Consider the following 14,306-nt stretch of genomic DNA (forward strand, 5'->3'; position numbering starts at 1 on the left):
CTAGCCATGATGGCTTGCTGTTCCTCCTTTACTTTCGGTTCGCTCAATCAGTCATGACTGATCGAGCGCGTGCATGCCATGGTGTCTTGGAAGCCTTTTAAGAGTCAGTTCAGCTCAAGGAGGTCAGCGATCAACTCTTTGACTGTCGGATTTGACTTGATGACGTCGATACCGGTGTTGACGGATACGATCCCTTCATCCAAATCACCTGCGAGCATGCTAGGGCGCAGGCCACCCAATTTTCGGATCTCAAGATCCAGATCGAGCGTGTTCTGCTTATCCAGATACAGGGCAGCGAGGCGATCAGAAGTGCGCGTACGAATTGAACGCTGCAGTGGAGACACGGACTGCATATCGGCGTAACCCGAGGTGATGATCATGTTCTTAACGTTATCGGCGGCTGGCGACTCTTGGGTGACAATAAACCGAGTACCGATGTACACGCCCTCAGCGCCAAGCGCGAAAGCAGCTTTGACACCACGACGATCGTTGATCCCCCCAGTAGCCATCACTGGAACCCTGACGGCATCGACCATCGTTGGAACAACGGTGAAGGTGCCAAGCGCACTGGCGGGAATCAGGCCGCCCTCGTCGTAACCCGTTGCGACCAGTACATCAGCGCCCAGGGCCTCAGCTTGACGCATGTTGGCCACGGTCGGTGTCAGCGGGCGGTGAATGATGATGCCGTCCAGTTCCTTCATGAAACCAAACGCCTGCTCGCAAGCATTACCCACCGAGACGAAGTGCCTCACCCCTTCATCAGACGCCATCCGCACCCATTTTTGAGTGAACTCGTCCAGCGACTCATCACTCATGAGGAGCACATTCAGACCAAACGGCTTGTCGGTCAGCGTGAGCACTTTGCGAATCTCGCTGCGCATTCTCTCAATCGTTTCGTCCGGGTCTTTCGCGAGCGTGCTGTAGCCAGCGTTAGGGCCCAAAACGCCCAGGCCACCTGCTTCCGACACCGCTGCAACAAGACGCGCGTCGGTGACCCAAGACATGGGAGCCTGAATCAATGGGAACTTGATGCCCAGCATTCTGGCGACCCGTGAACCTTCGTAAGCCATCAAAAAAATTCTCGTTCAAATGTTAGGAAAATGATTTGCCTAGCAGGCCAAGGCCATCGATCTGACGGGATCACTCTTTCCCATAAACGGGAGCGCTTCTCACGGGGCTCAATAGGTGCTCGCTCGCACCTGAAGGAGGAGGACATCCTCACCGCTGTCGTCACCCTGCCCGTGATAGGCGGTGCACACCAGTGAACAGCGCCTAGTGAATTACTAATCCCTACCGGCATGATTTATCTACGAGGTTACGCGGCCACGAACGATTGCGGAATTCATACACAATGAACTACTTTGTTATAAATATTCGAAACTATTACTGCAAGTTCTAGGGGGCTAGGGGGTCAGCGTGGACTTCATTCAAAAGCTGAAGGTCTTCAGCGCCGTTGTGGAATACGAAAGCTTCGCCAAGGCAGCCGAATCCCTGAGGCTCACTCGGCCGAGCGTAACCATCGCGCTGAATGAGTTGGAAAAAGAGGTTGGCGTCAGGCTGCTCCATCGTACTACTCGACGCACAACGCTCACTGGGGATGGCCGCGCATACCTGGATCAAGCGAGAGCAACGTTGAATGCGGTAGACGAGGCACGAAGCTTCTTCAGCGCCAATGTGCTTGAACCATCCGGCAAGTTGAGGGTGGATATGAGCAACTCCATTGCCAAGTCAGTGATCATCCCTAACATTGACCGTTTCTTGGCCCTCTATCCTAAAGTGGAGTTAGCGCTGGGGATTAGCGATCAGCAGGTTGACCTAGTAGCAGAGAGTGTTGACTGCGTCTTGAGGGTGGGAGAGCTGGCCTCCACCAGCTTGGTAAGTCGTCTCGTTCACAACACGCCGACCGTGACATGTGCCTCACCAGCTTATCTAGAAAAACACGGCGCACCGCAGACGCTGAGCGATCTGGAGAAACATGCAGGAATCGTCTATTTCCACGGACGCAATCGCAAGGTCAAGGAGTGGCAGTTCATAGTGAAGGGCAAAATACAGTCAATCCGGATGAAGCCGGCGTTGATGACCAATGACCACGAAGCCTATGTGGATTGCGCGGTGAAGGGGCTGGGGTTGGCCCAGGTCGGGAGTCTGGGCATACAGGAAGAGTTGGCAGCAGGGCGTCTCGTGCCGGTGCTCACCCATGTGGACGCCAGCACAATGCCTGTCAGTGTGCTCTACCCTGCCCGCAACCAACTACCTCCAAAGGTGAGAGCATTCATCGACTGGACGATGGAGATCTTCGCCGAGTATGCGCAAGACCAAACCACCACATCCAGATAGCCGAAAGAGCTCATGGCGGCTCTTTTCCACATGGAACAAGGATCGCCTTACAGATGCATTCTGGCTGCGCCAAGCACAAACCAGCTTCTTCGCTCGCTGGTAGATCTTTGCGACACCACAATTGGTGTGCGTACAATCACTTCGGGTGCGTAAGGCGATGTGCCGATCCGCAGGTTAAAGTTCTACGCTGGTCGGGCCGCTAGCGAGGAATAGCCGTGCCCGCGCCCAACACGCCTGCATCAAACGTCATACCTCGTCCGCAAATCCTCACAAGCCAAACCCTGGCCGCCGTAGAGCGTTTCAGCCATATCGAAGCCGTCAGCGGTGTCGTTCTTGTGATCGCGGCCATTGCTGCGCTGCTTTGGGCGAACAGTTCGATCAGCCTCTCTTATGGGGACTTCTGGCACACTCAAGTGAGTATCACCTTCGGATCTCTCAGCTTGGGCCAGTCCTTACACTTTCTGGTCAACGACGGCCTAATGACCATTTTTTTCCTGGTGGTGGGGATGGAGATTCGACAGGAAATTCAAGACGGAGCCCTATCCAATGCAAAATTGGCAACGCTGCCTCTTGGAGCGGCGTTGGGGGGAGTGCTGGTTCCTGCTGGAATTTACCTTGCGTACAACGTGGGGACTGACTCGGCTCATGGTTGGGCAGTGCCTACCGCGACAGACATTGCATTCGCTGTGGGCGTACTCGCCCTGCTGGGCAAATCGATTCCTGCCAACCTGCGAGTTTTCCTGCTGGCCTTAGCGATCATCGACGACATTGCGGCGATCCTTATCATCGCGGTGTTCTATACCACCAGCCTGAACTTTACAGGCCTGGGAATCGCGGGTGTTGGCCTTGCGCTTGTATTCACAATGCAACGGATGGGGATAGGCTCGGCGTGGCCCTATCTCGTGCCTGGCGCGATCATGTGGAGCGGCCTGCTTAACTTGGGCGTTCATCCCACCCTGGCTGGCGTGGTACTGGGACTTATCACACCGGTACGATCAGCGCCATCTCGTGAACGACCGTTGGAGATCATGTCGAAGGCCTTCCACGACCTCACCCACCGGGTAGGTGAAGGCGAGAAGAAAGTCTCGGCCCCGCTCAAGCAGATCCGCTTCGCAGAGCGGGAAGTTATCCCTCCTGTGCAGCGTATTCAGGAGCGCCTACACCCATGGGTCGCGTTCGTCATCATGCCACTCTTCGCCCTGGCGAATGCTGGGGTGAATCTGCACGGTGCCCATCTGGGTGAGACTACTGCAATCCCAGTTGTCCTCGGTGTGGTCATGGCGTTGGTGCTGGGCAAACCCATCGGAGTCATGCTCGCCACCTTCGTTTTGGTTCGCTCGGGACTTTGCAGACTGCCAGACCGTGTTACATGGGGGGGTGTCACACTGGTTGGGCTGCTCGCGGGTATAGGCTTCACGATGTCGATTTTCATCGCGGGCCTCGCGTTTAACGATGCACACTTGCTGGCAGCAGCTAAATTGAGCGTGCTCTGTGCCTCCACAGCGTCCGCAACTATCGGGCTGCTATGGGGCATGTGGTATTTCAAAAGGCGAACTATCACGAAATAACTTTCACTGCCGTGGGCTGTCCATTCTGCCTGTCCAACAACTTTGGGTATTTCACATGACAGCTCGTTGGCACTGGTTGGCGATTCGACTGACGAAGCGGCTCTGGTTCAGGGCTTCGCTTTTTTCCGTGCTAGGAGTTGCTACCGCGTTGCTTGCCGTTGTTTTCGACGGCAGCATCCCACCCTCTTTGTCCACCCGAATCGGGGCGGATGCGGTGGACAACATACTGAGCATCATTGCTTCCAGCATGCTCGCAGTCACGACGTTCTCGTTGAGTACCATGGTGTCCGCTTATAGCGCGGCTAGCAGCGGGGTAACGCCTCGTGCAACAACATTGGTAATGGAAGACACCACAACCCAGAATGCTCTGGCGACCTTTATCGGTTCGTTTCTGTTCAGCCTAGTTGGCATCATCGCGCTAAGCACTGGGGTCTATGGCGCCGAGGGACGCGCCTTTCTCTTCGCGGTCACGATAGTGGTGATTATCCTGATCGTGTACACGCTCCTGCGGTGGATCGACCACTTGTCCCGGCTGGGCAGGGTCGGTGAAACCATAGACCGTGTGGAAAGCGCAGCGCTGGAAGCGCTCAACCACCGAGTCGAGTGGCCTTACCTCGGTGGATCAGCCTATCCAGCTCCCTTGGCTATTCCGACCGACTTGGACTTTGTGCCGAGCGAAGACACTGGATACATCCAGCACATTGATGTGCAAGCGCTGGGAGCCATTGCTACCGCGCATCAGCTTCGAATCTACGTCGAAGTGCTTCCTGGCAGCTTTGTCCATATGGGGATGCATCTCGCAAAGATCGACGGGCTTCCTCCCGAAGCAGATGCTCACGCCGATATCAAAGGGAGGATCCTTCAAACGCTGACAATAGGTATTAGGCGGACATTCGAACACGATCCTCGTTTCGGGCTTTCCGTGCTTTCTGAAATTGCATCCCGCGCCCTTTCGCCGGCGGTCAACGATCCTGGAACTGCGATTGACGTCATCGGACGCGGTATTCGAATCATGACCTGTTGGGGTCAGATGCACGTCCGCTCTACCTCAGAGGTAATGCCTGGCTGCGAGCGAATCTTCCTGAAAAGCCTACGTATCTACGATTTATTTGATGATTTCTTTGGGCCTATCAGCAGAGATGGCGCAGCCCTTATGGAAGTGAATATTCGCCTGCTTAAAGCTCTGCGCAGCCTCACCCAAATAAACCCTGCGCTCTTTGGAGATGTTTGCGCGGTGCACGCCGCTAATCTGGTCAAACGATCAGATGTCAAGCTGACGTTGCAGTATGAGAAAGACCAGCTCGTCTCATTGGCCAATATGATCAAGCCCTAAGATCATGATGATTGGCGTGCACCAACGGCTTTCAGCGGCGTGCTCAGGGCTACCGATGAAGGTAGGTGAACCCTATTGTCTAGATCAGCGCCCCTTTTCTCAGGCCCACTGAATTTGCCCCACAGAGAAGATATCTGTGCCATGCACAACGGAGCTATAAGCGGTCACAAAGGTCGGACTAAAATAATATCTCCCTCTCTGACCGCTTAGGATGATGCGAAGTGATAGAGCTGATATTCGTACTGATGTGCACCTGCTGGGGCCTGATGCTTGGTTCAGTACTGGTCGTGACACTGACAACAGTAGGCCGTTTGGTGGATGTACTGCTGCCCTCGTCATCTCCTCTGTCAAGATTCGCGGCTCATTGGATGGCAGCGTGCACGAGCCTAGTAGCCCTGCACATCGAGTATGTGAATGAAGACGTCATTGGTCGCCACCCATTCGCTGCATTAGGATTTTATGCTGGCGTAGCCGTAGCCTTTGGTTTGAGGCCCGCGCAGTGGCGGGCGATATTGAGGCAGCTCGGTTAGCGACCTGCCTAGCGATGTTGCGATGCTTGTCGATGTTGATTCGAGTAAGAAGCCTCAGCATTGAGGTCATTTATGGTTGACGGCTTTGCGAAGGCAGATCGCTGAGCGAGAAAATATTCGATGCCCGCAGCCAACCACATCGAATACGTCAGTAGCTCAATTCCTTCCTCTGCAGCTGTCTTAGCCAGCCTGGCGTAGCCATCCTCAAGAATGATATGCCACAAGGCGCCGGTGCCAAAGATTCGGGAAAAAATCAAAACCCCGAGCCCAGTCGCTAGAGAACCAAACATCGGCGTGCTTGTGAACGCCGCCAGCGCCTCGAAAGAATTCTTTCCGTTTCCAGGTTTGAAGGCTTTCCAGATACTGACCATCGCAATCGCACAAAATGGCCAACACCAAGCGCTATGACTGATTGGATCGAAAAGACCATCCAACTCGCGCATGAGGAGGCAAGCGAAAAAGCCACCGGCGAGAATCTTGAAGCCACGTTCCGATGTCGCACCTGGAGCCGTCCAAAACAGCACTGCACATAAGAACAGCATGGTTTCCTGCGCGATCTCGGTAAACGAGATTTCGAGGATCTCGGTCTGAAATACTGCGAGATCTAACCAAAGCATCCCGAAGGCCAATCCCACCAGTCCTATTCGAAGCAAAATGCCTAATGAGGCGCTAATCAATTGGCTGTGCGTCGCTTGGGGCATTCGGATTTCCTAAGGCTGCTTTAGAAGAGCTGCCCCTTGTAGCGAAATTTCACGAATTTTTCACATTTTTTTCATGAATGTTCGACATCCGATATTTCGATAGGGAGTGTCAGCTTGATGTGCTAGGAATGCGAAACACGTTTCATCTTGAAAACTGTATTTCTGAAACGGGGAGCTCCGCCAAAATCACACTTGTTAGATCGTTTGATCTAACGTGCTCGGCGGTCTGGCATTGGTATTCTGAGAAAGCACGTCGCACAGCCTGGCTGCTGAGCCCGCCCCCATGTCCATAACGCAATCCTAGGCATAGATAGCACTGCGTTCCCATGGCAGGGACGTTTGCAAGATCTGTAAGAGCTAAGAGATTCAATCGGGGAGAAGCGTTGCTTGGAAGACCCACGCCGGACTGCGCCCAGGATTAGCGAAGTCAGGTCGAAGTTACCCTCCGATGGAGATGTCCACCCTACCCTTTCAAAGGAACCAGGCCCGTGAGCTCGGCCCAAGGCTTGAGCCCAAAGCGCTGATTAAGACATCCAACCCCGTGCTCAAAAGGTTGAGCCTGATGCATCTCTGATTGTTGTGCCTGGCATTGTCTACAAATGACCAATCCAGCGCTGAGCCGCCATCGCGAACTCCATTCGAGCAACCCGTCGCTGATTGTCATTGCCATTACCTCGTGAGCTCATCAACGGTTGAGTGTCGAAGAGTCAGGACGTTCAGATCGTTATCGAAAATAATGCAATCAACTGCGCATCGCTATCCTTGCCCCAAACGATACCGCCGGGCATGATCGCCGAACCGTAGCCAGACTGGCTTTGGCTAACTGGAGAGATTGTATGAGTGTTGAGCTGCGCAACAACGTGACCGTCGTCGGCGATGGCCCAGCGACGCTCATCTTTTCCCACGGTTTCGGCTGTGACCAGACCATGTGGAGCTATCTGTACCAGCATTTCACAAGCAGGTTTCGAGTGGTCATGTACGACTTGGTAGGCGCGGGCCAGTCTGACCTCACCGCTTACAGCCGGGAGAAATACGGTTCATTGTCCGGATACGCGCACGATCTGGTGGAAATCATTAATCGATATGCGCTCGGCCCTGTCATTTTGGTGGGCCATTCTGTGAGCGCCATGATCGGCGCGCTAGCTGATCGTCTGCTGCCAGGAAAGATCACAGCGCACATCATGGTTGGGCCTTCTCCCTGCTACATCGACTCAGGTGACTACGTTGGTGGTTTCAAGCTTGAGGATATCCATTCCTTGCTCGACACCCTGGACAGCAACTATCTGGGTTGGTCGAGCACCATGGCGCCGGTCATCATGGGGGCTCCCGGACAGCCCAGCCTGAGTGCTGAGTTGACGAATAGTTTCTGCCGCACCGAACCGGAAATTGCGAAGCAGTTTGCGCGCGTGACCTTTATGTCCGACAACCGCAAAGACGTAGCAGGATTGCGCACGCCGACGCTGATTCTTCAATCGACTGAAGATCTGATCGCGCCAGTCGCTGTGGGCGAATACCTGCACGCGATCCTTCCTGATAGCACCTTATGCCTCGTACCTAATGTCGGTCATTGCCCCCACATGAGCGCACCCAGCGCCTGTACCGAAGCAATGGATAGGTTTCTGGAGCCATGGGTAGGCAAACATGTCCCTTGAACAGCTGCCATTGCCAGACGCTGACGCCCTGTTCGAAGACGCACCTTGCGGGCTGATCGTATCCAGGGAAGACGGCACGATCCTGCGAGCCAACCAGATCTTCTGCACGTGGATCGGTCGTAGCGCCGCCGAGTTAGCGGGATTGCGGTTTCAAAGCCTGCTGACCATGGGTGGTCGAATCTTTCATCAAACCCACTGGGCTCCCTTGATGCAAATGCAGGGCTCTGTTGCCGAGGTGAAACTAGACCTGCTGCACCGAGACGGCCATACCGTCACTATGCTGCTCAATGGCGTCAGACGCGAACATGCCAGTGGTGCCTATAACGAACTGGCCTTGTTCAGCACGACTGACCGAGATGCCTATGAGCGCGAGTTGCTCGATGCACGCAGGCACGCCGAGGATCTGCTCAGGGAGAAGATTGCTGCTGAATCGGCGCTGCAACAGTTGCAGTCTGAATTGAGCATTGCTTACGAAAAATCACAACGCCGAGCGCTGTTCGCTGAACAGATGGTTGCGATTGCCAGCCATGACCTGAAGAACCCTCTGACCGCAATCAAGATGGCTTCTGAATTCCTCGCGAGAAGCGAGCGTAGCGCCAAGGATACTCAGTTGCTTCGGCACATCAGCCAGTCCTCAGAGCGAGCGCAAAGAATGATTGCTGACCTGCTTGATCTCGCGCTTGCAAGGGTTGGTCGGGGCATCGCTATCACGCGCAGCTCATTGGATTTGCACAAAGTCGTCGGCCAAAGCATCAGCGAATTACAAGTCACTTTTCCCCAAGCCACGCTTGAGCATCGTAGCAAAGGGGCCGGCATCGCCGAACTTGACGCGGATCGTATCGAGCAAATGATTGGGAATCTGGTTGCGAACGGCGTCGCGTACGGCGACCCGCAGTTCCCCATTACCATCGTCTCTGAAGTCGACGGTGGGGTTATCTCTCTATCGGTGCACAACCAAGGGCCTCAGATACCTCCCTCAATCATCGAACACCTGTTCGAGCCAATGACTCGCGGCAGCGTGAAGGACGAGGACGTCCGAAGCATAGGCCTTGGCCTCTTTATCGTGCGAGAAATTGCAGTTGCCCATGGCGGAGACGTTTCGCTCACATCAAGTGCTGATAACGGCACAACCTTCCTCATTAAGATTCCAAAAATAGAAACGATGAGCAAAGTTCTGGATTAGCCGATATGGGCATGGCTATGGCTTCTAGGGCTGGCAGCTCACAAACTGTCACCTAATGTTTCAGCCTGCTCATCGATCAAGCTTTAGCTCCCGGTCGAAGCTGAATCGGAATGCCCCTCAAGCCAGTGGCGACGCCCGCTGCAACTTCGTATCACAAGAACTTAGGGCCCAAACTCTACAAAGGGTAATGGCGCCAAAGCATGCTGTTCATCAGGACGATGCACAGGGCTCCTCCCCATCCACTGCGACTCACAGAGGAAGAGACTGCGTAGGTAAGCACCGCTAGGTGGGAAAAAATGAAAGGTATGGTGAGCAGGAAGACGTCTCCATTGCGCAGCCCCCCATACACAGCAGTGGCAACCCATGTCGCAACTGTAGCGTACATCGCCAGGCCGTCATGCCTGCCTAACGCAGTTAAAAAGAACGATGATATGGTTTCATCTTCATCCAGCTGATGATCCATTTCCACGCACTCAAGCGTGTCAGGCTTCCCTATTCGTCGCGTAACAGCCATGTTTCACCTCCAATATGAAACAAAACGGCAAAGCTTCACCAGAGCGAACTGTCGCGTACCCCTTCAACGAATTTCTCTAGCTGATCCGCAATCCAGTTTGGCGCTCACTGCTAGCAGTGGTGCAACTGCATGGCGCGTGATGAGCGTGTGGATAACCATTGACCAGCGATAGGGGGCCAGCCTGGATGACCGTCACGAACGCTAAATCGTCCCGGCAGCTTCACCAGCTCAAGCTAAGCCCCTCGACCATCTATGTCCTGAAGATCGCAGTGCAGTAACTCTCACACTTTAGAACACATGTCGGTGAATTGCTTTGGCCAGGAATTAGAGATTTGAAGGGAGGTAATGGCCGCTAGGTACTTGCACGTAAAAAATACTCAAGGTGAAGCGATGGTCACCTGAGTTTATCTCGGGTACCACCTGCGCTCAGACCTTACCCGGATGCCTGGAATTGGGATCAAACCAGTTGCCACTCCAGAGAGTCAGTCGAGTTTCTTCTAAGCCAAGCTTTAGGTTTCACGCGGATGAACTCCTAAGGGTATGACATGACCTAAAGCCCATAGACAGACAATTCCTAAGGTTCATGCATTCCGACCTGCCGGTAGGATCCGACGAGAACAGAGGTGCAAAATGATATCCCAGCTTTTGAGGCTGTCGTGCGCTGTCCTTTTACTCGCTGCCTCAGGCCTCTCCTCCGCCTTAGATCCAACTGCAGCCCAGATACGAGTGGTTACTGAGGAGCTGCCGCCCTACAACATGGCGGAAAACGGAAAGGTCACAGGCCTGAGCACGGAGATCGTGCAGGCAGTTATGGCCGGTGTGGGGCTCAACCCCAAGATCGAGATCCTGCCCTGGGCTCGCGCCTATGACTTGGCACAGCATTCCGACAATGTCCTGATCTATTCAATGGCGAGAACACCAGAGCGCGAACATCAATTCAAATGGGTCGGCGCAATCGCACCGACGACCTGGTTTTTGTATAGCCTGTCCGAGCGACCTATTTGGCTGAATTCCCTCGACGACGCACATCAGTATCACATCGCGACCGTTAACAAGGACGTCGGTGAGCAGTACCTGATAGCCCACGGATTCCAGGTCGGCAAAGAGCTTCAATCCAGCAGCATGTACGAGAACAACTACCGCAAGCTCAAGGTCGATCACGTTGAGCTGTGGATCTCCAATGAGCTCAATGCCATGCACCTGATGCGCAAAAACGGGGATGATCCAGCGACTACGATGGTGCGATCATTGCCCCTGCCTGAACTATCGAATGAGGACGGGTTGTACTTGGCGTTCAGCCCAAGCACGCCCGACGCATTGGTTGATCGCTTTCGGGCTGAACTGCAACGCATCAAGCAAAACGGCACTTTTGCTTCAATCCAAAGCAAATGGCTGAACAGTTCCGCCCCTTAGCCCACAGATCTCCATTGCGAACAGGCTCGACCGGCTCTTGCAGTAGCTCCTCATTTCAGAGCGCGATATCGTTAGATAATACGTCCTCCACGCACCTTGGAATCCAGAGTTGTGAACAAACTCAGCCACACGAATGCACCAACCGCAGAGCTCATTCGGAGCATGCGTGAAGTCGCCGTCACTCTGAAAGGCTCATCCACTTCTCTGTTATCAGTGGCGGTGCGATTAGCTGAAGCTGGGCAAGATCTGGAGGCCATGGTGTTGATTGAATTGGCGAAAGGGATTCAGGAGGCTGAAGACAAGGTGCGCCGGCACGCCAAGGAAGCTGGAACGGGGATGATCGTAAAACTGAGCATGCATTAAGCCACCGTCTCCCTGCGTCTCAACTACGTCCACGGTGATGTATCGGTCGCCGCCTCCTGGCAACCTTGAGGTTCGACACCAGTGGCGACCTTCAAATCGTTTGGCGCCAGACTCAGGCGAAGAATCCTGCGAGTCATCCGATAGCCCCGTAGATTTGAAGGAATCGCAGGAAGAAAAAAGCCCGCAGGGGTGGCGGGCTTAAAGGGATTCAAAGGAGTAGATGTCACGATAATCGACGAGAAGTGAACAAAATGTGAAATCCGTTTTATAAACCATTCTCATTAACAAAATGCCGACCAGTGGTCACCTTGACTCTACCAACGAGGCTTGATAGTTCATAGACCAGACAAGCGCTAGCCGATCACTGCGAAGCAATCGAACGAGAGATAACTGTGGGCGGCGCCCGCGTGTTCAAGACCTCTCGGATAGCCTCTGGTGAAAGATCTGCTGAGACATTCAATGCCGAGTCCGACGGCGCCCACGAAGCAAACTGATCATGAGAAAACGCTTCGGCAGAAGGCTCAAACCTGGAATAGAGGTACCTGACCTCATTGGATACAAACTGGGCCGAATACACCGCCCCTGATCCGATTATGATCACTCCAAATGTGGCGGCAACCTTCCGTAGCTTTGGATGCATCGTGTCCTCTCCGCATGGCAGCAGCATGATCCTAGTCCCGCGAGGCCAAAACGCAAAGGCCATTACGGAACTGAATGGCTCCAATATCTTCGAACATGTTTCAGGTCTCCGGTCTCATTTCGGCGACTGACCCTACTACCACGACCTGCATTGTGTAACTTGAGAAGGAGATCAAATGAACAATGAAACGACTGAATTTCAAGGCTCATGCCACTGCGGGACAGTGCGCTTCCAAGTGAGACTCTCCGAGGGCCTGAAGACTGCTCGCCGCTGTGACTGCTCCTATTGCCGCATGCGAGGAGCGGTCGTCGTGACGGCATCATCAAAAGACTTCGATCTTCTCTCTGGCGAGCAATCCCTGGGGCTCTACCAATTCAACACCCACATCGCGAAGCACTATTTTTGCTCCAGATGCGGTATCTACACCCACCACCAACGTAGATCCAATCCCGACCAGCTCGGGATCAATGTCTCATGCCTGGAGGGTGTCAGCCCGTTCGATTTTGAGGAGATTCCCGTTAACGATGGAGTGAATCATCCGTCCGACCGAGTAAATCGCGGCGGCAGTGGGATCGTAGGTGTCCTGCGGTTTGTGCCGTCCAATCGGTGACCTTCGACTTCACCTAGCTTCCTCGACTCCCGCCATGCCCCCACATGAGTTCATCTGTTTGAGCGTATACAGGGCCGGCTGACAGACTTAGCCTAAAGCTGATCATCGACGCAAAGGATGCGACAGCATGGACAGCAATCAACGCATGATTCATTGGTCAGCGGCCTGGGCTTTGGTCGGAGGAATCGTCGTATGCACCGGGTGCATGCGTGGCCAGCCGATCACCCAGAGTGGTGAGTCTTTTACTGCAAGGCCAAGGACGAGGTGGCAGCCATGCCTTGGGCAGAGCTGCACCAGATTCTCGATCAAGAACGTGGCTGATCGCTCAAGTAAAGGTCACCCCCTACGCGAAACCGCCTCTACCCCACCTTGCATCGCCAACTGCGCTTTCATTTCGGCAACGAAGTTGGCGATCCCACGGCATGAGTCGAACTGAGACCGGGGAATCCCACCTGCCACCAGGTCCTGGCCTGTCGATTGATCGAGCAACTCGACTGAAAGATCGCCGCGCGAATCGATGATGCACTTGCACTGAAGGGGCAGGAAACCACGCTCGATGATATGGCGCAGCTCAAGCTCAGATAGAGCCATGAAGAACACTCCCTGTTATTGTTTTGGGGCGTGAGGCGAGCCTACGCGGCTCATTGATTGACGCACGCGCCTCACCTTGTTTTAGCAGAGAGTCAGAGACAAACCGGCGAATTAGGGTATCCAAATGTGACCAGCAACACGTTCACGCCTGCGGTCATTTCTAGAAGAGGGCAGCCGCGATAATTCTGCGCCAAGCCTCATCACCTGGCTCGTTGTCTGCCTCGTCAACTCGTCGGGGATTCGCGAAGGCTCGACTACAGACCATTGAGATCAACGGGCACCCAAAGCTCTCTGCGATGTGGCGGGCTGGAAGCTGTCGTTGGCATTGCCTGCAGGATTTCAGCCTTGGATACGTGCCCGCACTGAACGTTCTGACGAAGCTCCTTGCGGCGTGACTCTCGCATCTCTTCGAGTTCAGCCGGGGTTCTGGCTAAGAAGCGCAACGCGAAGTCGTAGGGATTGGTGCCCTGCTCCTCGACCGCATTTAGGTAGGCAGCTTGCGCGTGCCTCGCGCGAAGCTCTTCGACATATAACCCGCCAGGGTGCCGGCTCAGGTTCGCCAGCTCTTTTTGAAGCTTCTCGTTGCGACTGATAAAAATCTCGAGCGCTTTGGCGACACTATGATCCGTGAACGGCATTTGTTTCCCCCTGATTTGCACTGGATCTCAATCGGCAGCGCTTGAACTTACATGCAACTCGTCTGCTTGGCGGCTCGCATCACCTGCACATGAGCGAGGTCAGAAGCATGCAATACCGAGTGTTTGAACAATAAAAAACCCGCCGAGGCGGGTTCTTTTCTATCAACACCATCCCAACATCCTGTCAGAGGCCGCCTTGGCCGATGGCAGATCATCCTTGACCTCTGAAGCAC

The 14,306-nt window shown here is 54.2% G+C and carries 12 protein-coding genes; 8 read left to right on the forward strand and 4 right to left on the reverse strand.

What is annotated here, in order from left to right; genetic code table 11:
* Window positions 1–104 precede the first annotated feature (104 nt).
* Window positions 105–1,070, reverse strand: a complete 966-nt coding sequence (locus NPS29_RS00690) for a nitronate monooxygenase (RefSeq protein WP_274130090.1) — start codon at window positions 1,068–1,070, stop codon at window positions 105–107.
* Window positions 1,071–1,416: 346 nt separating this feature from the next.
* On the opposite strand from NPS29_RS00690, the gene NPS29_RS00695 reads away from it, so the two are divergent.
* From NPS29_RS00695 to NPS29_RS00705, 3 genes are all read left to right on the forward strand, one after another.
* On the forward strand, window positions 1,417–2,337 hold the full coding sequence (locus NPS29_RS00695) for a LysR family transcriptional regulator (protein ID WP_274130091.1): 921 nt from the start codon (window positions 1,417–1,419) through the stop codon (window positions 2,335–2,337).
* A gap of 215 nt (window positions 2,338–2,552) precedes the next feature.
* Window positions 2,553–3,905: a Na+/H+ antiporter NhaA gene (gene nhaA, locus NPS29_RS00700; RefSeq protein ID WP_274130092.1), complete on the forward strand. Its 1,353-nt coding sequence runs from the start codon at window positions 2,553–2,555 to the stop codon at window positions 3,903–3,905.
* 55 nt (window positions 3,906–3,960) lie between these two features.
* Window positions 3,961–5,238 (forward strand): DUF2254 domain-containing protein, encoded by a 1,278-nt coding sequence (locus tag NPS29_RS00705; RefSeq protein WP_274130093.1) that lies wholly within the window; start codon window positions 3,961–3,963, stop codon window positions 5,236–5,238.
* A 538-nt stretch (window positions 5,239–5,776) separates the two neighbouring features.
* Here NPS29_RS00705 and NPS29_RS00710 read toward each other — a convergent pair.
* Entirely contained in the window at window positions 5,777–6,469 is a 693-nt protein-coding gene (locus NPS29_RS00710; RefSeq protein ID WP_274130094.1) for a hypothetical protein, read from the reverse strand.
* A gap of 836 nt (window positions 6,470–7,305) precedes the next feature.
* Here NPS29_RS00710 and NPS29_RS00715 point away from each other — a divergent pair.
* The 5 genes from NPS29_RS00715 (at window position 7,306) to NPS29_RS00735 (ending at window position 12,844) form a co-directional block, all read left to right on the forward strand.
* Entirely contained in the window at window positions 7,306–8,121 is an 816-nt protein-coding gene (locus NPS29_RS00715) for an alpha/beta fold hydrolase (protein WP_274130095.1), read from the forward strand.
* Entirely contained in the window at window positions 8,111–9,304 is a 1,194-nt protein-coding gene (locus NPS29_RS00720) for a PAS domain-containing sensor histidine kinase (protein WP_274130096.1), read from the forward strand. The genes NPS29_RS00715 and NPS29_RS00720 overlap by 11 nt, the downstream gene beginning before the upstream one ends.
* Window positions 9,305–10,448: 1,144 nt before the next feature.
* Entirely contained in the window at window positions 10,449–11,231 is a 783-nt protein-coding gene (locus tag NPS29_RS00725; protein ID WP_274130097.1) for a substrate-binding periplasmic protein, read from the forward strand.
* A 111-nt stretch (window positions 11,232–11,342) separates the two neighbouring features.
* The gene (locus NPS29_RS00730) at window positions 11,343–11,594 is read left to right on the forward strand and encodes a hypothetical protein (RefSeq protein WP_274130098.1); all 252 of its coding nucleotides are present in this window, start codon (window positions 11,343–11,345) and stop codon (window positions 11,592–11,594) included.
* Between the two features lie 815 nt (window positions 11,595–12,409).
* Complete coding sequence (locus tag NPS29_RS00735) at window positions 12,410–12,844, forward strand: GFA family protein (protein ID WP_274130099.1); 435 nt, start codon at window positions 12,410–12,412, stop codon at window positions 12,842–12,844.
* A gap of 336 nt (window positions 12,845–13,180) precedes the next feature.
* Here NPS29_RS00735 and NPS29_RS00740 read toward each other — a convergent pair whose 3' ends face one another.
* Together NPS29_RS00740 and NPS29_RS00745 are read right to left on the reverse strand one after the other, a co-directional pair.
* Window positions 13,181–13,435, reverse strand: coding sequence for a DUF1652 domain-containing protein (locus tag NPS29_RS00740; protein WP_274130100.1), 255 nt, complete (start codon window positions 13,433–13,435; stop codon window positions 13,181–13,183).
* A 254-nt stretch (window positions 13,436–13,689) separates the two neighbouring features.
* Complete coding sequence (locus NPS29_RS00745) at window positions 13,690–14,073, reverse strand: DUF6388 family protein (protein ID WP_274130101.1); 384 nt, start codon at window positions 14,071–14,073, stop codon at window positions 13,690–13,692.
* Between the last annotated feature and the right edge of the window lie 233 nt (window positions 14,074–14,306).

Origin of the sequence: Pseudomonas putida (assembly GCF_028682175.1) — a bacterium.
Classification (GTDB): Bacteria; Pseudomonadota; Gammaproteobacteria; order Pseudomonadales; family Pseudomonadaceae; genus Aquipseudomonas; species Aquipseudomonas putida_AD.

What these genes read in the sequence shown, in the direction of transcription:
- NPS29_RS00735 (WP_274130099.1), top strand. Translation starts at nt 12,410, where the DNA reads ATGAACAATGAAACGACTGAATTTCAAGGCTCATGCCACTGCGGGACA.
- NPS29_RS00715 (WP_274130095.1), top strand. Translation starts at nt 7,306, where the DNA reads ATGAGTGTTGAGCTGCGCAACAACGTGACCGTCGTCGGCGATGGCCCA.
- NPS29_RS00720 (WP_274130096.1), top strand. Translation starts at nt 8,111, where the DNA reads ATGTCCCTTGAACAGCTGCCATTGCCAGACGCTGACGCCCTGTTCGAA.
- NPS29_RS00745 (WP_274130101.1), bottom strand. Translation starts at nt 14,073, where the DNA reads ATGCCGTTCACGGATCATAGTGTCGCCAAAGCGCTCGAGATTTTTATC.
- NPS29_RS00740 (WP_274130100.1), bottom strand. Translation starts at nt 13,435, where the DNA reads ATGGCTCTATCTGAGCTTGAGCTGCGCCATATCATCGAGCGTGGTTTC.
- NPS29_RS00690 (WP_274130090.1), bottom strand. Translation starts at nt 1,070, where the DNA reads ATGGCTTACGAAGGTTCACGGGTCGCCAGAATGCTGGGCATCAAGTTC.
- NPS29_RS00710 (WP_274130094.1), bottom strand. Translation starts at nt 6,469, where the DNA reads ATGCCCCAAGCGACGCACAGCCAATTGATTAGCGCCTCATTAGGCATT.
- NPS29_RS00705 (WP_274130093.1), top strand. Translation starts at nt 3,961, where the DNA reads ATGACAGCTCGTTGGCACTGGTTGGCGATTCGACTGACGAAGCGGCTC.
- NPS29_RS00725 (WP_274130097.1), top strand. Translation starts at nt 10,449, where the DNA reads ATGATATCCCAGCTTTTGAGGCTGTCGTGCGCTGTCCTTTTACTCGCT.